Source organism: Sphingobium sp. AP49, from assembly GCF_000281715.2.
Lineage (GTDB): Bacteria > Pseudomonadota > Alphaproteobacteria > Sphingomonadales > Sphingomonadaceae > Sphingobium.
Genome location: NZ_CP124576.1, coordinates 3,958,269 through 3,978,880, shown reverse-complemented (window position 1 = coordinate 3,978,880; position 20,612 = coordinate 3,958,269). Strand labels below are relative to the sequence as shown.

Genomic DNA, 20,612 nt, shown 5'->3' with positions numbered 1-20,612 from the left:
TACGCAATGTCCGACGACCGCAAGATCATGCTGGCCCTGCAGGAAGGATTCAAGGACGATAGCGTCCGCATTTCCGTGGGCGATCGTCTGGTTCACTGGCTGGATCATGTGAAGACCCGCACGCAGCTTGGCCTCGCCCACACGCTGGAACTCAACCTGCCTGCAGGAAATGATCCGGTGCAGGTCGAACTGCCCGGAAAGGATGTACGCATTTCGATCGATCCGGGCCGAACGGATGCACTATATTGGGGTGTATCGGTCAGCCCGAACGGCAAGGCGATGTATGTGAAGCGATCGGCCGAACCTTTTGGCTATGCGTGAATATTTGACCGTTGGCACGGGCCTTTCTTTATGGTCCTTGCAAACTCGGTTATTTCGATCCCGTAATTGATTGTTCCATGCTGACCATAGGGGGTATTTTATGGCTGAATCCTACGAATCCGAAGCCAATTATGTCATCAAGCTGACGGACCCGGCTGATCCGACCAAGCTGATCGGCTATGCCTTCGTCGATCAGATCCATTATCTGGATGCCACGGACGATAGTGCTGAAGCGCAGGCCGCGCTCGCCGGTATTGAACCGTTATTTGCTGAGGGGCAGCCCAAGCTCGAAGCGGTTGCCATGCCGGATCAGCAGCGTGCGACCCGCGCCTATTTCGCTGATATCGGATCCGGCCGCCCCGATTTCGCATGAAGCCGTTTCGGCGCGGCGCGCATCGCTCGCGCCGACCGGCAGATACCCTCGCGCGGGTCGCTCCTGTGGCCCGCGCGTTAGGTGTAACCCGGCTTGCGGACATTACGGGCCTCGACCGGATCGGCATTCCGGTTTTCCAGGCGGTGCGCCCTCTGTCACTTTCGCTGTCCGTTTCGCAGGGAAAGGGGGCCACGCCAGACGCTGCGCGCGTCTCGGCGTTGATGGAGGCGATCGAACTCCATCATGCCGAAACCTGTCGGCCGACGAGCCATGCGGTTCCCAACGATGGCGAAGCCCGACTTTGGTCGGGCATGACGCAAGCCGACCAACAGGCATCGCGCTTCGATCCGGCGCGCGCGCGTGGCTGGGTAGACGGGGTAGACCTGTTGTCGGGCCGGCCGCTGCGTGTTCCGCACGGGCTGGTATCGATGGATTTCACGATCGTGCCGGAGTCCGACCTTTGGCCCAACAGCAATGGCCTGGCATCGGGCAATAGCCTTGCCGAGGCCCGCGTATCCGCCCTGTGCGAGGCGATCGAGCGCGATGGCCATGCGCGTTGGCTGGAACGGGGGCCACGCGCCCGGCGTGCGAGTGCGCTGGATGTGGATAGCATCACGGATCGATTGGGGCGATGGCTGATCGCGCGCGTGCGACGGGCGGGATTTTCGCTTTCGCTATGGGATATGACCGGCCCCACCGGCGTTGCGGTGATCGGCTGTTCGATCATCGAACTGGGCGCCGCCCGGACGGTTGTGCTGCCGCCGGCGATGGGCGCGGGCTGCCATCCCGATGCGGGCGTCGCCCTGGCCCGCGCGATTTGCGAGGCGGCCCAGACCCGTGCGGCGCTGATTGCCGGCGCGCGCGACGATATTGATCCGACCCGCTATATCGAGGCAGGGGAACAGCGGACGGGCTTCATGCTGTCGATGCTGGACTTCGCCCCGGCCCGGCGCCCCTGGTCGAGCGTGCCGTCCCACAGCCACCGGGATAGCGAGGCGGATCTGGCCTGGATGCTGGAGCGGTGCGCGGAACAGAGCCTGCCGGCGGTGGCTTGCGTCGATCTGACCCGTGCGGACATCGGCATCGACGTGGTCAAGCTGCTGGTGCCCGGTTTTGGCGATCATGACCGTCCCACATCAGCGGGGGCCGGGGCGCAACCGGGGGGCGCGGCATGAATGTTCGGACGATCGTCTTTGCCGGACCCAGCCTGGCCGGCTCTGTCCGACCGGTGCCTGAGCATGTGGTCGTGCGCGGACCGGCGCGGCGGGGGGATATCCTGCGCGCCGCGCATGACGGCTATGTCGTGATCGGCCTGATTGACGGGCTGTTTGAAACAGCGCCTTCCGTTTGGCACAAGGAAATTATCCAGGCGATGGCATTGGGTGTGGCGGTCTTTGGCGCAGCCAGCCTGGGTGCCTTGCGTGCCGCCGAACTGGCGCCGCTGGGCATGATTCCAATCGGGAAGATCGCGCAGGAGTATCTGGCCGGGCGGATCGAGCGGGACGATGCCGTGATGGTGAGCCACGCGCCCGCGGCGCTGGGCCATCGCGCCCTGACTTTGGCTTTGGTCGATGCCGAACATGCGATCGGGCAGGCGTCGGTCGCCGATGCGGACCGAGTGCTGCTGTTACGGTTGGCGCGGCGGGCCAATTTTCGCGATCGGACCTGGGCGACATTGTTCAATGCCTTCAGGCAGGAGACGGGACGGGTGCCGGCCATGATCGACCAGAGGTTGAGCCTCAAGCGCGACGATGCCGAGGCATTGGTGGACGCGATCGCCCGTCCGGTCACACCACCGCAGGTGGCGCCGCCGCCGCAGACTTTCTTTCTGCGCAGCCTGCGGGCGGAGGTTAATCCGGACTAACATGCAGCCCGGCCCGTTCGAGGCCATCGAGAAGCAGGCTTCGTTCCCGTGCGCCCTGCAGTGGCAGGAACTGCAGGATGGTCGTAACCAGATCGCCGTCGCGCGGCGGCTGTGTTCCTTGCCAGATAGCGTGGAAGCGGGTGCGCAATTGCTCGACCAGGGCCTGCGCCTCGGCCTTGCGGCCCAGCATGGCCAGATTGGCGGCACGCACCGCCAGATAATGGATGGAGGGGTTTCGACCGATCTCGAACTGTCCTTCTGCCGCATCATGATCACCTGCCAGAGCAAAGAAGACGGCGAGGTCGGAAAAATATTCGTCGGACGGAAAGGGATTGAGTTCAAAGGCGCGCGCGATCAGCCGGTGCGCATCATCCATCGCGCCCAGATGGATAAGGCCGAAGCCTATTTCGTTAAGGCCGTCGGCATGGAATGGCGTCATGTCCAGTGCGGCCATGAAGCCCTGCATGGCCTGGCGCACATCGCCCCGCCGCAGATAGCACCAGGCGAGCCGTGACTGGACCCCGCCATGGGTCGGTTCAAGCGCCACCGCATGCGTGCACAGGTCGAAGGCGCGGGCACGCAGCGGCGCCGGATCATGCCCGGCCATCAGCTGCATGAAGTCGGTATTGTAGAGACGGGCCAGCTGCAGATAGGCGTTGATGAGCCGCGAATCCTGTACGATGGCGCGTTCCAGCAGGTCGGCCCCGGCGCGGACGTCGGCCAGGCTCGTCGCGCCTAATAATGTCGTGCGGGCCGCGAAATAAAGCGGATAGGCGGATGATTCGCAGGGCGTGCTGCCTTCCATCAATCGGCCAACGTCGCGTTCCACCACTGGCAGAATGGCACCGGCAATGCGCGCGACCAGATCGTCGATGGCGGGCATCAGTTCGGCCTGACGCACGGTCAACTGGCGCGTCCAGACCAGGAAGCCGCTGTCGATGCGCGTCATGCGCAGATTGATACGCCAGCCATCGCCGTCGGCGCGCACCGACCCGTCCAGCGCATAGCTGGCGATTGATGCGGAGGTGGCGGCCTTCATCCGTTCGGCGGACGGCGCCTCGACCGACAGGACACGCAGGTCGCGCATGCAGCCCAATGCGGTCTGCAGATCGTCATGGCAGATACCGGTCAGCAGTGCGCCGTCCGCACCGCCATCCCCGATCAGGGTGAAGGGGGAAATGACAAGGATAGGTGGTTCGACGCCTGGTCTTGTGAACGGAGCGCTGCTGGGCTGTGCGGGTGTGTTTGCCGTGCGGACGGCGACTGGTCCGACGGTCGTCAGCTCGCGGAACAGCCTTTCCGTGTCGGACGAAATCGGGGCGTCCAGATCGCGCCGCAGTCCGGCCTCCAACTGGCGATAGCGGCGGTGAAGCGCGGCATGGTCGCCCGCGCGCTGGTCCAGCGCCATACCCAGCCGGGCGATCCGTTCATCGCCTGTGTCCAGTCGTTGCAATGCGGTCAATATGTTGCGGCATACATCGAGATCGGCGGGTTTGCCGGCATATTCGACCGCATTCAATACATCCTGGACGATCCGTTCGCGCCACCGCTGCCGTTCGACGAACAACCAGTCGTCAAAGCTGCGATCCAGTCCTTCCAGACCATCGAGGATCGGGCCGCCTGCGCCATCAAGCGCCTGGGCAAGGGCGGTGAGGTCTGACGCAGCGGCGCAGTGCAACAACCGGCCGATGTCGCTGGAAAAGCGCTCTTCGATCAAATGGAGATCACGTCGCTCGATCCGGATCGCCGGCGCGCTGGGATGGTTGCGCAATTCGGTCAGGGCCTGGCGTAGGCTCGCCCGCGCCTGTTCCTCGCCGCGATCGCTCCAGAGCAGGCCGACCAGTCGCTCGCGGCTGGCACGGCGGTCGGGTTCCAGGGCGAGATATGCCAGTATTGCACAGCTTTTGCGGCTTCGCGGCGTACAGTCGATGCCGTCCATATCGTCGATCAGCCGAAAATCGCCGAGTAATCGGAACCGGAACGGAGGCTCGCCAGCCGTCACAAAAGCACGCCCTTTGTTCTAATTTGACGGCCCATGCAGGCCCGCCTCGCCGGCGAGCCCTAACACAGCTTTGTCGCAGGCGCGACGATCCGTTTGGGAGGCGTTACGATATGCCTGGAGGAGAGCAGTGCTCAGGTCTCGAAGAGCTTGAACTCCACCAGCCGCACGGCCCGGGCGCCGGAGGGGCGCATCAGGACTCGCACCTTGCTGACCTGCAGCATGGGGAAGCGCAAGGTGCTGATGCCGTTGGCAAGCGGCGCGCCCTTTGGCGTGGCGATGTCCTGCCAGCGGCCATCGACCATCGCCTGCAGGCGATAGCTGGCAGGCGTCGCGAATTGCCGGCCGTCGGCGAAGAAGGCCAGTTCAGTGCGGGACAGGGCGGTGGGCCTGCCCAGGTCGATGGCGTACCATTGTTCCGCCTTGCCCGGCGCCGAGGACCAGCCATTGGGCAGTTCGGGGAAGAACCAGGTGCGCCCGTCGATCGCGTCATGGACATTTTCGGGGTCGCTGTTGCTCGATGCGCTGCCCATTGGGAACTGGCTGCGTACCAGTTGCACCGCACGGTTGATCGGCCGGGCCACGGGCGCATTGGCGACGCGCGCTATCGGCAGCTCGATCCGGCCTAGCGTCTCGCGCCGGGCGACTTCCTTGCCGTCGACCTCGACCGACAGCCCCTTGCCCCGGCCATAATGGCTGCCGTCGGCGTCCCAGGTCACGGCGATGCGATGGCCATGATAGGGCACGTCCTGCGCCCGGAACCAGGCCAGCGCCTGCGGATCGCCAGCATCGGGGAGCAGCGGGTTCACCTCCAGCATATCGTCGGCGCGCGGGCGGATGCCGACCAGCCCGCCCAGGATCAGGTCATTATAGCCCGAATGGAAATAATGATGGCTGCGGTCCAGACCGACGATCGGCTTGCCGGTCTCGGGATCATAATCCTCCTCCAGGTCCAGCCGGTTCCCCTGATAATGGAGCGCGGTATATTGGCGCAGCAGGCGCATATAATCGCTGCGGCTGACCGGCCCCTGCTCGCGGTGATGGTCGAGCAGGTTGGCCATGGCGATCAGCACCTGGGTCGTCTGATAGGGCCAGATCGGGCCGTTCCACTGGCATTCGCGCGCATCGCCCAGATAGCGATATTGCCGCATATAATATTCGTAATTGGCCTCGACCGTGCGCATGCCCGCCTTGCCGGCGAGCGAGGCGGGGTCGAGCAGATGTGCCCAGGCGCCCGCATATTTCGCCTCGTCCGGGACCAGGTCGAACATCCAGGGGAGATAGCCCACCAGTTCGCGATTGCGGATCGGATCCCAATAGTTGACGTGCGGGTTCTTGCGGCTTTGATGCCGGTCGATGAAGTGGCCGAGCGTCTCGCTCCACAAGTCGGCGAGGACATGGTCCTTCAGCGCCAGCGCGCGGGCCTCATATTCCTGCGCCATGGCGGTGTCGCCGGCCATGGTCGCCATCTTCGCCAGCGCGCGGGCATTGGCATACATATAGCTGTTGACCGAGGGGCGGAAGGCGTCGCCGCCGCGGAAGCCGTCCTTGCCGCCCGATGCGTCGATCGAGGAGACGGTATATTCGGTCGCGTCGAGCAGTGGCTCGACGAAATAGAGCCCCTTGTCGAAGTCGAGCTTCTCGTCCCACAGGCGGTAGATGTGACGCATCACCGGCAGATGTTCGAGCACGCCCGCCTTGTCGCCATCGACGAGGTAACGGCCCCAGACCGAGTCCGCCATATAGTCGGTGAAGTGGCGGTCATTGCCGCCGCGATACATGAAGCGGATATAGTCGTCGGCAAAGCGCCGGTCGTTCAGCCAGCGCCCTTCGGCCAGGTGAAATCCGGTCGCATCGTTGAGGCTGGCATAGGGATGGCGCTGCCAGTCGACATCGTCGAGAAATTCGGTCGAGATATAGCCTTCTTCGCCCAGGTCGCGCTGATGCGCGCGATAGAGCGACCAGCGATAATAATAGACGGCGTCGATCTGCGGGTCAGCGGATTCGAAGAAGGGGATGCGATCCTGATACCAGGGGGCGTCATTGCCGAAACGCTGCAGCGCGATCGCGCGGGTATCGAGCGAAGCCGAGGGCGGCGGAGAGGCAGCACCGACGCCGATCATGGCAGCCCCTGCCAGCAGAAGCATCCTCGTCACGCGCATCGTCCGTCTCCCTGTATCTTTGAAACAAATATGGCGGCCGTCCCGGGATATTGGAGAGGTTCCCGGGACGGCCGCCATGAAAATGGGGCACGGCGAGGAGACGCCGCGCCCCATCGGGCACTTATTTGAACGTGTAGCGGGCGCCCAGCGCAAAGGTGCGCGCAATCAGGGTGGTGCCGAGGTTGAACTCGTCCGGACCGCCGACATCGTCGAACTTGTAATAGGTCTGCTGCTTCGACTTGGTGAGGTTTACCGCGTCGAAGGTCAGGCCAAGGCGATCGTTGACGTTCCAGGTGAGCTGGAGATCCAGGCTCTTTTCCGGATTGCGCCACACGCCGATCGGGTTGGCGAACAGACGAGCTTCGTTGTTCGCCAGGAACTCCTTGCGCCAGATATAGGACAGGCGCGCACCGATCGGGCCATTATCATAAGCGAGCGTCGCGTTGTACGACCAGTCCGACACGCCGAAGAAGGACGACGTTGCCTGGCCGGTGATGTTGCCGGCATCGTCTGCCGTCGGGATATTCTGCTTGGAGTCGAGCCAGGTCACGCTGCCCACGAAGCCCAGGCCGTTGAGGAAGCTGGGCAGATAGTTGGGGAAGTAGGTGATGCCCAGTTCCGCGCCCTTGAGCACGCCGTTCGATGCGTTGACCGGACGGGTGATCGCGAAATAGTCCGTCGCGCCGGCTTCGATGCCGTTGTTCGGGATATATTCCATCACCGTCAACGGCACGACCAGACCCTTGATCTCACGGCGGAAGCCGGTGAGGGTGATCGCGCTGTTGCGGTCGAAATACCATTCCAGCGCCAGGTCGTAATTCTTCGACTGGGTCGGCTTGAGGTTCGCCGTGCCCGCGCTGCCACTGCCATAGCCGACATTGGTAAGATCGCCCGTCAGGCTGTAGTTGGGGTTGATCGAACCGAAATCAGGGCGACGCAGAGTTTCGCCATAGTTGAAGCGCAGGCGCAGCTTGTCAGTCATTTCGTAGCTGGCAGTGAAGCTGGGTAGCCACTTGTCCGAATAGGAGGACACGCCGGTGTGGGCGCCATTATTGTAACGGTCGAAGAAGTCATAGTCGGTATCGACGGTGACATAGCGCACGCCCGCTTCAACCTTCAGCGGACGACCGAAGATCGACACTTCGCCATCGGCCTGAACATAGAAGGCGATGGTGCTTTCATCGATGTTGAAGGTCTTTTCGAGCGACAGCTGATCTGACGTCGTCAGGCCATAGAGGCCACGGACCAGATCGGCATTGTCGTGCAGCCAATAGCCATTGGCCAGCGTCCAGCTCGACGGCACATCGGCGCGCCCCTGATAGAAGTCGCTGTTGGTGAACTGTGCGTCTTCGCCCAGGCCGGCCAGATTGGTGCCGACCAGCGGAGCGCCCCGATCCTGCGTGCGGACATAGTTGGATGCCTTGCGCTGATCGATGCGCAGGCCCGCCTTGACGCGGCGCAGGAAGCCTTCGTCCCAGGTGTAATAGCCATCGAGCGTGCCGGTGATGGCGCTGCCTTCATCGCGATTGGCATTGTCATAGAGCTGGGCGACGTTCCAGACGCTGGGATCGGTCAACAGCGAATCATCGCTGAAATGATAGGAGGGGATGCCGCCGCCGGCGTTGAAGTCGACATTGATCGAATCCGCGACGCGATCGGTCCGCATGGCGATGAACGAGGATTTGACCTTGCTGGTCTGGTAGGCGATGTCGCCGATGATCTTGCCGCGATCGCCCAGATCCCACTTGCCGTTCAAGGCATAGACGAAGCTGTCGGTCTTGCTCTGGTTATAGTCGCCGCTGTTGAAGCCATAGACGTCGTTGGCGACGCGCGACTTCACGATGTTGGTGCCGTCATACAGGGTCGGCGCCTGCGGATTGGCCCAATAGTCGACGAAGCTGAACTGCAGGCTGTTGAAGGTGTTGCCGCGATAGCCCGAATAGAAGACTTCGGCGGTGTAGACCGAACTGCTGTTGGGCGCCCACTGCAGGGCGACGTTGAAGGACGGACGCTCGCGCTTGCCATAGAGGTCGGAGCTGAAGGCGGCGTCGCGCGACAGATAATAAGGGGTGTCGACGCCGTTGACCTTCATGGTCGAACCGGCGGCGGTGGGCAGACCGTAATCCAGGCCGGGGGTCCATTCGCCCAGCGTCGGCGCGACGATGAAATTGCCGTCATTGTCGCGTGCGGCGGGGAAGATGCGCTGGAAGGGCGTCAGGCCAGTGCCATCTGCCGGATTCATGTCCGCGAACGGCACGAAGGCGCCGGCGGTGACGGTCTGGTCGCGGAACTTGGTGCGGCTGTAGCTGCCGTTCACCAGGATGCCGATGTCGCCGATGCCGGTTTCCCAGCGGTCGCTGACCAGCAGCGCGACGTTGGGGTTATAGGTGTCGGCCTGTTCATTGTAGATGCCACGGGCCAGGCCCGAAATGGCGAAGCCGTCGAAATCGAACGGACGCCGGGTCTGGACGTCGACCTGGCCGGCCAGGCCGGTTTCGATCTGGTCGGACGACCGGGTCTTGTAGACGTCGACCTGCTTGACCAGGTTCGCCGAAATATCCTGCAGTGCGAAGGACTGGCCGGCGGCGGTGAAGATGTTGCGGCCGTTGAGGGTGGTCAGCGCGTCGGGCAGGCCACGGATCGAGATGCCTGATGCTTCGCCGCCGGTACGGTTGGTCACCTGCACGCCGGTCACGCGCTGCAGCGCTTCGATGACGTTATTGTCGGGCAATTTGCCGACATCCTCGGCCACGATCGAATCAACGATCTGGGTCGACTGCTTGCGGACGTTGAGCGCGCCGACGATCGAGGCGCGCACGCCGGTAACGACAATGTCGGCATTATCATCGGCAGGGGCGTCCTGTGCGACCGACTGCGGCGCGGCGTCGGCCTGTGCGAAGGCGGCGCTCGACAGCGTCAGGGCGACGATGGAAGCGGAACAGAGTGCGATCGGCCTAATAGCCATTTCAAGTCCTCCCCAAAGGGCTGGCCCATTGCCATACCCACGAATTACTCGGACTAATTATTTCCACATGCTGAGAAGCGCAAGTGAAATATTGGGTCGGAACTGCGCTACATGGCGCATCTGTGGCAATTTTGCCGCATCGTGACAGGCCCGGTTTTCTGCGGGTTTCGGGCCATAAAAAGCCGAAAGGCCATGGGCTTGCACCGAATTTCACGGCACAGGCCCATGGCCCTATTTGTCAGACTCGGTGAGTCGCAATCAGTCGGCGTACCACTGCGCGCGCGGATCCTTGGCACGCGCAAGGCCGATGCGGCCGTCGATCGCAGCGAGATGCTTGCCGGCGGCCGCGATGGTGGCGAAGCGCACCGTGCCCTGGGCTGCATCCTCGAACCGGACGAACTGGCTGCGCAGCGCGAAATCGGCGCTGCGATCGTCCTTCATCAGGCTGACCGTGCCGTCCTTGGCCGCGATCAGATAATGGTCGGGCAGCAGGATCGGCGAGAGCATGACGCTCTTGGCCCCGGCGCGGCCGGGCGACTGGCGGAACTGGGTCTGGGCGAGTGCGGGGTTGCCCGCGATCAGGTCACTGCCCTGATGCGCCAGCAGCGTCTTGGGATCAGCGGCTGAGACGAACCGTTCCGGCATGGCGCCATTGCCCACGGGCACGCCGAAGTCCGGGGTGCCGTCAGCCTGGAAATAGAGGCGCTGGACGCGGGTGTGACGGTCCGGGTTGAACAGCGGGTCGCCCTGGATCGCCGCATAGTCGCGGCCATGATAGACCAGGATGTCGCGGCCCTTCTCGTCCACGGTGAAGCTGTTGTGGCCGGGGCCATAGACGCTGGTTTCGGTGCAGGTCTTGAACACCGGCTGGGGCGACTTGGTCCAGCTCTTGGCGTCGAGCAGGTCGGCATTCTCGTCTGCGGTCAACATGCCCAGGCAATAGCGCGCGTCGGTGGCGCTGGCCGAATAGGTCAAGAACAGGCGGCCGTTGCGATGCAGGACGGCGGGGGCTTCGGCCACCTTGTAGCCGCGCACTTCCCAGTCGAGCGTCGGCACGGTCAGGCGGGTCGCCTTGCTCGCCAGCTTCAGCGGCGATTCCAGTTTCGCGATATAGAGGTTGGAATTGGTTTCGATGCCCGGTTCCTTCTGTGCCCAGGCGAAATAGCGCACGCCCTTATGGACGAAGCTGGTCGAATCGAGGTTGAAGCTGTCCCAGGGTGCCTGGAACTCGCCCAGCACGCGCCACTTGCCGGTCATCGGATCGGCGCCGTCGCACACCACGGCATAGGTGCGGATGCGGAAGACGTCGTCGCCACCGCCGCTCGGGCCGGCGGCGAAATACATATACCATGTGCCGTCGATCTGGTGGAGTTCGGGCGCCCAGATGAAGCCGGAGCGCGGGCCGCTTGCCTCATGGCGCCACAGCACCGCTTCCTGCGCGGTTGCAAGGCCGGCCAGCGTCTTGGACCGGCGCAGCACCAGACGGTCATATTCGGGCACCGATCCGGTCATGTAATAATAGCCGTCGTCGTGCAGGAAGACCTGCGCGTCGGCGCGCTGCTTGACCAGCGGATTGACCGGTACTGCGGCGGCGGTCGGCGTGGCGGCACCGGCGCGCGCGGCGATCGGCGCGGCCGACAGGATGGCGGTGCTGGCGATGAAGCCACGGCGGGACAGGGCGAAATTCATGCTTTTCTCTCCTGAAGCCGCGGCGGGACGCGGCGATAGTCGGACAATTGGATCAATAATCGGCAACGGGCCAGCCGTCAGCCCCCCAGCGCACCGGCGCGATACGCAGGGTGGGGGCGCCGTTCGCCTGTTTGTCATAGGCATGGTAGACGACATAGTCCTTGCCATCGCGATCGTGCAGCCAGCCGGCATGGCCGGGGCCACGGAAGCGCTGCTGTTCCTGCAGGTCGGCGCGCAGGAAGATGGTGCCGCCCCCTTCCATCAGCGGGCTGCCATCCTTGCCCAGATAGGGGCCGGTGATGGCCTTGGAGCGGCCCATCACGGTGTAATAGGTGCTGTTCACGCCCTTGCAGCAATAGTCATAGCTGACCATCAGCCAATAATAGCCGCCATGATCGACGATGAAGGGGGCCTCGACCGGGGCCGGGCCACCGGTCGGGGCCGGACGGCGGGCGATCGAATAGGGCTTGGCATTGGCGCCCCGGGGCTTGCCGGTTTTCGGGTCCAGCTCGAACAGCTTGATCCCGGTCCAGAAGCTGCCGAGGCTCAGCCAGTGGCGGCCGTCGCGGTCGATGATGAAATTGGGATCGATCGCGTTATAATCATCTTCCTTGGTCGACATGACGACCAGCCCCTCGTCGCGCCAGCCGAAATTTTTCGCCTTGGGGTCGAGTGTCGGGCTGGTGGCGAGGCCGATCGCCGAGCGGTTCGATCCGAAGGTCGAGACCGAATAATAGAGGCGGTAACGGCCGTTCACATAGGAAATGTCGGGCGCCCACATGCCGTTGCTGCCGGGTATCGCCTGCTTGGCCCAGTCGGGCAGGGCGGTGAAGACCGGCTTGCCGGCGGTCCAGTGGATGAGGTCGGGCGAGGTCCGCGTCTCGATCAGACGGTCGCCATGGCCGGTGCTGAAGACATGATAGGTGCCGCCCTCGCGGATGATGACCGGATCATGGGTGGGGACGAGGTCGCCGGTCAGGCGATCGTTGAGCGTGGTCGCGGGCGGCTCGGTGGGTGCCTGCGCGATTGCGCTGCCGGCCAGCAGGGCAAGGCTTGCCAAGGTGATGATGGTCTGCCGCATCTGCCGGCCTCTCCCCAAATTATCGAAAACGAAAAATGGGTGGGCAGCCCCGAGGAGCCGCCCACCCAGTTGGCGAAAAGCCTTATTGCAGTTCGAGCACGACCACCGACTTGGGCGGCAGCGCGACGGTCAGCGTGCCGCCGCTGACCTGTGCGCCGGTGAAGGCGACGGGCTTGACGGTTTCGGGCGCGTCGAACGTATTATGCGCATTGATCGCCGACGCCGTCAGGATGCGGCCGGTGACGCCGCTGGCGCTCAGGCCATCCAGCTTCACGGTGACGGTGTTGGTCTGGTTCGGATCGAGGTTCGACAGGCCGACATGGACCTTGCCGTCCTTGCCCTTGACCGCCGAGCCGCTGACCGCCGGCATCGTGTACTGATCCTTCGCATACCAGGGCGTCTGGATGTCGATCGGCAACACGGTGGCGTCCTGCCAGGGCTTGTACATCTCGAAGACATGATAGGTGGGCGTCAGCACCATCTTCTTGCCGTCGGTCAGGATCATCGCCTGCAGCACGTTCACCATCTGCGCGATCGCAGTCATGCGGACGCGGTCGGCATGCTTGGCGAAGATGTCGAGATGGATCGAGGCGATCAGCGCGTCGCGCAGCGTGTTCTGCTGGCGCAGGAAGCCGGGATGCGTGCCCGGATCCTGGGCATACCAGGCGCCCCATTCGTCGACCGCCAGGAAGACGCGCTTCTTGGGATCATATTTGTCCATGATCGCGCTGTGCTTGGTGATCAACTCGTCCATGTGCATCGCGCCGTTAAGCGCGTCGGCCCAGCCATTTTCGTCGAAGTCGACGGCGGGTGCGCGCGGCGGCCAGCCGCCGGCGGGGTGGACATAATAATGGAGCGAGACGCCATCGAGCTTGTCGCCCGCGACCCGCATCATGGTTTCGGTCCAGTTATAGTCGTCGACATTGGCGCCGGCGGCGACCTTCATGATCTTGGTGCCGGCAGGCGCCTTGACGAAGGTGGCATAGCGACGGGTCTCGTCAGCAGCGAATTCGGGACGCATATTGCCGCCGCAGCCCCACAGCTCGTTACCGATGCCGAAATAGGGAACGGCCCAGGGTTCCTTATGGCCGTTCTTGGCACGCAGATCGGCCAGGGTGCCGGCGGGCGATGTCATATATTCGACCCACTCGGCCATTTCCTGCGGCGTGCCATTGCCGACATTGCCGGCGATATAGGCTTCGGCGCCGACCTGACGCAGCAGCTCGAAAAATTCGTGGGTACCGACGGTGTTGGGTTCGGTCACGCCACCCCAATGGGTGTTGATCTTGACCGGGCGATCCTTCTTCGGACCGATGCCTTCACGCCAATGATATTCGTCGGCGAAACAGCCGCCGGGCCAACGGATGACCGGCACAGAGAGGTTGCGCAGCGCGGCGACGACGTCGTTGCGGAAGCCGTTGGTGTTGGGAATGGACTTGTCGTTGCCGACCCACAGGCCGCCATAGATGCCATTGCCCAGATGCTCGGCAAACTGGGTGAAGACGCGCTTGTCATAGACGGCGCCGGGCTGGTCGGCGTGGATCGTCGCCGTGGTCGGCTTGCCGCCGGTCTGGGCGTGCGCGGCTGGGGCGAGCGCGGTAGCGCACAGCAGCAGCGCAGCCGTGGTACGGCGCAGGGCTTTCAACATTCCTCTCTCCTCTCGAAACTCAGTCGTGAAATGCGTCGGTGGTCTCGCGCTTGCCGCGCAGGAAGGCGTCGGCGACCAGGCGCAGCGGATCGGTGTCGACATCGCTGCGGCCGCCGCGGATCAGCGTGGCAAAGCGGCTGTAGAGGCCGGCATATTCGATATCCTCGCCATGTTCGGTGCCGCTGGGCAGCGACAGCACGGCGCCGCCATGGCTGAGCTTCAATGGGCCGGCGTCGGTCTCGACGATGATGTCCCAGCTTTGCGGGCCGGTCTGGCGCCAGTCGAGATCCATGTGGATTTCAGCGCCGGCGGTGTCGCGGAACAGGATATCGGCGGCGATCGGTGCCGCGCGGTTTTCCGGCAGCACCAGGGTCGCGTCCTTCAGGAAGAAGGGGCGGGGCAGGATATGGGTCGCGATCGACAGGGCGTTGATGCCGGGGTCGAATACGCCCAGGCCGCCGGGCTGCCAGATCCAGGCCTGGCCGGGATGCCAGACGCGCACATCCTCGCGCCAGATGATCGATACCTTGTCGATCCGCCGTTCGGCCAGCCAGGCGCGGGCCGGCGCGACGCCGGCGGCAAAGCGCGAATGCCAGGCCGCGAACAGGCTGGCCCCGACCTTGTCGGCACGGGCGCTGAGCGCGGCCACTTCAGCCAGGGTCGCGCCGGGCGGCTTTTCCAGGAAGACATGGACGCCCTTGGCCAAAGCCTGTGCCGCCAGATCATAACGGACCTGGGGCGGGGTGCAGAGCGCGACCGCATCGACCGCCGGCCCCTGCTCCAACAGATCGTCCAGGCTGCTATGGTGCGGCACGCCGTCCAGCCCGGCGTCATGCGGGCTGACCGTCGCGGCAAGACTGAACGCGCTGTTCCCGTTTATGGCGGGGACATGCTGGTCGCGGGCAATCTTGCCGATGCCGATGATCGCGATGCGGATCGGGTCCATCGCTTCAGAGCGCCTGCACGGTCACTTCGACAGGTTCGGCGCGCTGCAGCGCATTGCGCACCGGCAGGGTGAAGGGCGCGGCGATGATTTCAAACACATCGCCTTCCTGCGTCTGCACGCCGTCGCTGAAGGACAGGGTGGCGGTGCCGAAGAAATGGACATGGACGTCGCCGGGGCGGCGGAACAGGTCATATTTGAAATGATGATGTTCCAGATTGGCGAAGCTGTGCGACATATTGCCTTCGCCCGACAGGAACGGCTTTTCCCAGATGGTCTGGCCGTCGCGCAGGATGCGGCTGGTGCCTTCGATATGTTCAGGCGGCGTGCCGACCAGCAGTTCCGGGCCAAGCGAGGCCTGGCGCAACTTGGAGTGGGCGAGCCACAGATAATTGTGCCGCTCGGTCACATGGTCGCTGAACTCGTTGGCGAGCGCGAGGCCGAGGCGATAGGGCATGCCGTCGGGACCGATGATGTAGATGCCGGCGATTTCCGGTTCCTCGCCGCCATCCTTGGCAAAGGCGGGCATGGTCAGCGGATCGGTCGGCCCGACCAGCTGCGAGCCGTCGCCCTTGTAGAACCATTCGGGCTGCTGACCGGCCTGGCCGGCGGCAGGCTTGCCGCCTTCCAGCCCTTCCAGGAACATGCGCATCGAATCGGTCTGCTTTTCGGCAGCGGCCGCCTCGCGGTGCATCTTGTCGCGACCCTCGGCCGAGCCGAGATGGGTGAGGCCGGTGCCGGTCAGCTGGACATGGGCGCCATCCTCATGGTCGATCGGGGCGAGCAGTTCACCAGCCTCGAAAGCGACAGCGATGTTGACAGCATCACCCTTGCCCGCGGCGGCGACCGCTTCGGCCAGGCTGATCTTGCGGTCGATGGCATGCAGCGCGAGCGCGCGGATGCTGTCGAAGCCGGGGACGAAATGGGCGGTGTCACCTTCGGCCGCGATCACGGACCGGACGCCGTTTTCGGCGCGGTGCTGCAACAGACGCAATGTCATGAAAAACTCTCCTCCCGCGCGCCGATCCGCGGCGCTGGTATTGGCTAGACAATCCCGCTTTGCGCCATGGCGGCGCGCTGCCTGGAAGGGCGAGCGGTCGGCTGTGCCGGGCCGCCTTATTCCCTTTCCATCCCTTAATTACTCCGACATATTACAGGAAGATGGTAATGGCAATGATTGTCTTTTAAGAAGAGCCATGCCTGGCAAGGGGCGGGCCGAGAGGAGCATGAATGGGACAGGGCAAGCCGCCTGAAAATGGGGCAGGGGCGGACAATGGAGGTGCTGGCGTCAAGGCGACGCGCGGCCCCGGCCGCCGGTTGCACGGCGCGATCGCGCACAAGCTGGGCATGGCGATCTTGTCCGGCCAATATCAGCCCGGCGACACGCTGTCGGGCGAGGTCGCCTTTGCCGAGGAACTGGAGGTATCGCGCAGCGCCTATCGTGAGGCGATCCAGGTGCTGACTGCCAAGGGGCTGGTCGAAAGCCGGCCCAAGGCAGGCACCCGCGTGCTGCCGCGCAATCGCTGGAACCTGCTGGACCCCGAAGTGCTCGCCTGGGCCTTTGCCGGCGAACCCGACATCCAGTTCGTGCGCGACCTGTTCGAACTGCGTGCCATCGTCGAGCCGGCGGCGGCTCGACTGGCGGCGACGCGGCGCGACAAGGAGGATCTGCGCATCATGAAGGAAGCACTTGCCGCGATGCGCCGCCATACGCTGGCGACCGAGGCGGGCCGTGCGGCCGACCGCGATTTCCACAATGCGATCCTGAACGCCACGCGCAATGATGCCTTGCTGACGCTGACCGCCAGCATCGGCGCGGCGGTCAACTGGACCACCCAATTCAAGCAGCGCGCCCGCGCGCTGCCGCGCAATCCGATCCCCGACCATGTCCGTGTCTATGATGCGATCGCGGCGGGCGATCCGGTCGCGGCGGCCGAGGCGATGGGTGTGCTCGTCGACCTCGCGCTGGAGGACACGGCGAGCACGATGGGGCGCTGAGGGGGGGGGCTCCGTAGGCGGCCTAACAAAACAACCCAAAGAAAAAGGCCGGGGTGGATCGCCACCCCGGCCTTTTCTGTTGGGCGGATGCCCCGAATGCTTAGTGCAGTTCCGGATCCGGCAGCGCCTGCGTCGTCTTCGATCCCCAGAGGGCATAGAAGAGGACATAGAGTTCGCAGGCGGCAGTCAGCAGGAAGCTGGTCTGCAGGCCGTAATTGTCGGCCAGCCAGCCCTGCACGATCACCAGTGCGCCACCGGCGATCGCCATCACCAGCAGGCCTGAACCTTCCTCGGTCAGCGGGCCAAGGCCCTTGATGCCCAGGGTGAAGATGGTCGGGAACATGATCGAGTGGAACAGGCCGACCAGGATCAGCGACCACATGGCGACCGGGCCGGTGGTGAAGACGGTGACCATCATCACAATGAACGCGCCGATCGAGAAGGCGGCGAGGACATGGCCCGCGTCGAACTTCTGCATGATCGCCGAGCCGGCGAAGCGGCCGACCATCATGCCGCCCCACAGCAGCGACAGATAATTGCCGGCCTGTTCATGGGTCAGGTTGGCGATGGTGGGCTGGCTGACGAAATTGACGAACAGATTGGCGACGCCGATTTCCGCGATCAGATAGATGAAGATCGCGGGGATGCCGAATACCAGGTTGCGATGCTTCCACAGCGAATGTTTCTTGCGTTCTTCCTTGGCCAGGCGCGAGGTGGCGCCGCCCATGGCGGGCAGGGGGAAGCGGGCAATGACGATCGCCAGCACCACCAGCACGATGGTCACCAGCACATAGGGCAGTACCACCGACTGAGCGTCGGCCAGGCGTTCGGCCTGGGTCAGGACGACATCGCCCTGCGCCGTGCCGCCCTTGGATCGGCCCAGGATCAGATAGGCGCCGAACATTGGGGCCAGCATCGTGCCGGCCGAGTTCATCGCCTGCACCAGGTTGAGGCGCGACGAGGCGGTTTCCGGCTTGCCGACGACCGCGACATAGGGGTTGGCAGCGACCTGCAGCAGGGTGATGCCGCTGGCGATCACGAACAGCATGACCAGGGTCACGCCATAGGAGGGGATGGAGGCGGCGACCGTCATGCCCAGCGCACCCGCGGCCATGATCAGCAGGCCGATCACCAGTGACTTCTGGTAGCCGACCCGTTCGATCAGCTTGGCCGAGGGAATCGAGGCGACGAAATAGGCGATGAACCAGACCGATTCGATCAGGGTCGTCTGGGTGTAGCTGAGGTCGAACACGCTGCGCAGATGCGGCAGCAGCGTATTGTTGATGACGGTGATGAAGCCCCACATGAAGAAGAGGCTGGCCAACAGCGCGAGCGCAGGGCCATAACGCGTGCCGGGGTTATGCGTTGCGACCGGCGCAGCGCCTGAGGAAATCGGTCCTGCCATTCATCCTTCTCCAGTGCAGTTCCACGAGCTGACGAGACCGATCTAGGGTTGCGCCCGCTTATTTTGTCGGAGTATATCCCCCGTAACCGCCCGTCAATGGGCGTGCGTTTCACGAGAGGAAGTCCATGCGAAAGGTCGTCGATTTGAAAACAGCGCTGTCATACGCACTGGCTGTCTCGCTCGCAAGCGGCACGGCGATGGCGGCCGATGCCAGCCGCGCGCCGGCCGGCAAGCTGGCCGACAGCACCGCGATCGAGACGATCACGCTGAGCAACAGCCATGGCGTGTCGGCCAGGATCCTGAGCTATGGCGCGACGCTCCAGTCGCTGTCCGGCCCGGACAAGGACGGCAGGCAAGCCGACGTGATGCTGGGCTATGACGATCTGGCCGGCTATGTCGACCATCCCAACTTCTTCGGCGTGACCGTGGGCCGCTATGCCAACCGTATCGCCGGCGGCAAGTTCAGCCTCGACGGCAAATCCTATCAGCTGCCGCTCAACGACAAGGTCAATTCGCTGCATGGCGGCGGCAAGGGCTTCGACAAGCAGCCCTGGAAGGTCGTGTCGGTCAAGAGCGGCCCGGTCGCGACGCTGGTGCTGGCGCTGGTCAGCCCCGATGGCGATTCGGGCTACCCCGGCAAGCTGGATGTCACCGTCACCTATACGCTGGACGAAAGCGGCAACCTCGGCATCGCGTTCGACGCGAAGACCGACAAGCCGACCATCGTCAACATGACCAACCATGCGATCTTCGACCTGGGCGGCGAAGGTTCGGCCGACGGTGCGCTCGGCCATGTGCTGACGATCCCGGCCAAGGCCTATACCCCGGTCGATGCCAACCTGATCCCGACTGGCAAGCTGCAGCCGGTCGAAGGCAGTGTGTTCGACTTCCGCAATGGCCGCCGCGTCGCCGACGGCATTCGCGACGGCCATGATCCGCAGATCATCGCGGGCCGCGGCTACGACCATAATTTCGCGCTCGACAAGGGACTGACCAAGGAGCCGGGCCTGGCCGCACGTCTGGAAGATCCGGCCTCGGGCCGTGTGCTCGAAGTGCTGACCACGGAGCCGGGCGTGCAATTCTATACCGGCAATTTCCTGGACGGCACCTTCATCGGCAAGAATCAGCATGTGTATCGCATGGGCGACGGCATCGCGCTGGAGCCACAGAAATTCCCCGACTCGCCCAACCAGCCGAGCTTCGTTTCGGCCCGCGTCGATCCGGGCAAGCCCTATCATCACCAGATGATCTACCGCCTGTCGGTCAAGCGCTGAGCATGACCGCCTGGCGCAAGATCGAGCGCGGCGACATCCGCGACACGCTGGGGGAAGGGACGCTCTGGTCCGCCCGCGACAATGCGGTCTATTGGGTCGATATCCTGGCGCCTGCGCTCAACCGGCTGTCGCTGGACGACGGCCAGGTTTCGCGCTGGGCCATGCCTGAACCGCTTGGCTGGGTGGCCGAGCGGGCGCAGGGCGGCTTCATCGGCGGTTTCCAGAGCGGCTTTGCCAGCTTCACGCTGGACCCGCTGGCGATCACCCCGATCCATGATCCCGAACTGCATCTGCCTGGCAATCGCATGAATGACGGCAAGGCGGACAAGGACGGGCGCATCTGGTGCGGCACGATGGATATGGCCGAGGAGCAGGATGTCGGCGCGCTCTATCGCCTCGATCCCGATGGCAGCGTCACGGTGATGGACGATGGCTATCGCGTGCCCAACGGCCCGGCCTTCTCGGCCTGTGGCGACTATCTCTATCACAGCGATACCGGCCGCCGGATCATGTATCGCTTCCGCCGCGGCGCGGACGGTGCGATTCACGATCGCCAGCCCTTCATCACCTTCACCGAGGCGGACGGCCATCCCGATGGCATGACGGTGGACGTCGAAGGTTATTTGTGGGTGGCCCATTGGGGCGGTTCGCGGATCAGCCGCTTCTCGCCCGAAGGCACGCTGGACCGTGCGATCGAACTGCCCGCCAAGCAGGTGACCAACATCACCTTCGCCGGTCCCGACCTCGACCGCATGTTCGTCAGCTCGGCTGCGATTGGCCTACCCGAATCCGACTATGACGGTGCGGTTTTCGAGGTGGAATGCGGCGTGAAGGGCCTGCCGACCAATCTCTACGCCGGTTAATTCGACCCCGGCCCGATTAGAAAAGCC

General features: G+C 64.0%; 16 protein-coding genes. 7 read left to right on the top strand and 9 right to left on the bottom strand.

All coding sequences use genetic code 11. From position 1 onward, the window contains the following. Positions 1–6: 6 nt before the first annotated feature. From PMI04_RS18785 to PMI04_RS18770, 4 genes are all read left to right on the top strand, one after another. Positions 7–321 (top strand): hypothetical protein, encoded by a 315-nt coding sequence (locus PMI04_RS18785; protein ID WP_007710598.1) that lies wholly within the window; start codon positions 7–9, stop codon positions 319–321. A 100-nt stretch (positions 322–421) separates the two neighbouring features. Next, entirely contained in the window at positions 422–694 is a 273-nt protein-coding gene (locus tag PMI04_RS18780) for a hypothetical protein (protein ID WP_007710600.1), read from the top strand. Next, positions 691–1,869, top strand: a complete 1,179-nt coding sequence (locus PMI04_RS18775) for a YcaO-like family protein (protein WP_007710602.1) — start codon at positions 691–693, stop codon at positions 1,867–1,869. The genes PMI04_RS18780 and PMI04_RS18775 overlap by 4 nt, the downstream gene beginning before the upstream one ends. Then, positions 1,866–2,558 (top strand): TfuA-like protein, encoded by a 693-nt coding sequence (locus PMI04_RS18770; RefSeq protein ID WP_007710603.1) that lies wholly within the window; start codon positions 1,866–1,868, stop codon positions 2,556–2,558. Before PMI04_RS18775 ends, PMI04_RS18770 begins: the two co-directional genes overlap by 4 nt. Here the strand turns inward: PMI04_RS18770 and PMI04_RS18765 are convergent. The 8 genes from PMI04_RS18765 to araD1 form a co-directional block, all read right to left on the bottom strand. Further along, positions 2,545–4,560, bottom strand: a complete 2,016-nt coding sequence (locus PMI04_RS18765) for a hypothetical protein (RefSeq protein ID WP_007710606.1) — start codon at positions 4,558–4,560, stop codon at positions 2,545–2,547. The genes PMI04_RS18770 and PMI04_RS18765 overlap by 14 nt on opposite strands. Positions 4,561–4,691: 131 nt before the next feature. After that, positions 4,692–6,719, bottom strand: a complete 2,028-nt coding sequence (locus tag PMI04_RS18760) for a discoidin domain-containing protein (protein WP_007710609.1) — start codon at positions 6,717–6,719, stop codon at positions 4,692–4,694. A 121-nt stretch (positions 6,720–6,840) separates the two neighbouring features. Continuing rightward, positions 6,841–9,684: a TonB-dependent receptor gene (locus tag PMI04_RS18755; protein WP_007710611.1), complete on the bottom strand. Its 2,844-nt coding sequence runs from the start codon at positions 9,682–9,684 to the stop codon at positions 6,841–6,843. A 258-nt stretch (positions 9,685–9,942) separates the two neighbouring features. Next, on the bottom strand, positions 9,943–11,373 hold the full coding sequence (locus PMI04_RS18750; protein WP_007710613.1) for a glycoside hydrolase family 43 protein: 1,431 nt from the start codon (positions 11,371–11,373) through the stop codon (positions 9,943–9,945). 52 nt (positions 11,374–11,425) lie between these two features. Then, complete coding sequence (locus tag PMI04_RS18745) at positions 11,426–12,454, bottom strand: arabinan endo-1,5-alpha-L-arabinosidase (RefSeq protein ID WP_007710615.1); 1,029 nt, start codon at positions 12,452–12,454, stop codon at positions 11,426–11,428. 82 nt (positions 12,455–12,536) lie between these two features. Further along, positions 12,537–14,102, bottom strand: a complete 1,566-nt coding sequence (locus PMI04_RS18740; RefSeq protein WP_007710617.1) for an alpha-L-arabinofuranosidase C-terminal domain-containing protein — start codon at positions 14,100–14,102, stop codon at positions 12,537–12,539. Between the two features lie 19 nt (positions 14,103–14,121). Continuing rightward, positions 14,122–15,048 (bottom strand): Gfo/Idh/MocA family oxidoreductase, encoded by a 927-nt coding sequence (locus tag PMI04_RS18735; protein ID WP_007710619.1) that lies wholly within the window; start codon positions 15,046–15,048, stop codon positions 14,122–14,124. Positions 15,049–15,052: 4 nt separating this feature from the next. Continuing rightward, complete coding sequence (araD1, locus tag PMI04_RS18730) at positions 15,053–16,045, bottom strand: AraD1 family protein (protein ID WP_007710621.1); 993 nt, start codon at positions 16,043–16,045, stop codon at positions 15,053–15,055. Between the two features lie 230 nt (positions 16,046–16,275). On the opposite strand from araD1, the gene PMI04_RS18725 reads away from it, so the two are divergent. Further along, positions 16,276–17,043 carry a FadR/GntR family transcriptional regulator gene (locus PMI04_RS18725; RefSeq protein WP_007710623.1) on the top strand — a complete coding sequence of 256 codons (768 nt, stop codon included), beginning with the start codon at positions 16,276–16,278 and terminating at the stop codon, positions 17,041–17,043. Positions 17,044–17,143: 100 nt separating this feature from the next. Here the strand turns inward: PMI04_RS18725 and PMI04_RS18720 are convergent, their stop codons facing one another. Next, positions 17,144–18,448 (bottom strand): sugar MFS transporter, encoded by a 1,305-nt coding sequence (locus tag PMI04_RS18720; protein ID WP_007710624.1) that lies wholly within the window; start codon positions 18,446–18,448, stop codon positions 17,144–17,146. Positions 18,449–18,573: 125 nt separating this feature from the next. Here PMI04_RS18720 and PMI04_RS18715 point away from each other — a divergent pair, with 125 nt between their 5' ends. Continuing rightward, positions 18,574–19,722 carry an aldose epimerase family protein gene (locus PMI04_RS18715; RefSeq protein ID WP_007710627.1) on the top strand — a complete coding sequence of 383 codons (1,149 nt, stop codon included), beginning with the start codon at positions 18,574–18,576 and terminating at the stop codon, positions 19,720–19,722. Positions 19,723–19,724: 2 nt separating this feature from the next. Further along, on the top strand, positions 19,725–20,585 hold the full coding sequence (locus PMI04_RS18710) for an SMP-30/gluconolactonase/LRE family protein (protein ID WP_007710629.1): 861 nt from the start codon (positions 19,725–19,727) through the stop codon (positions 20,583–20,585). Positions 20,586–20,612 lie beyond the last annotated feature (27 nt).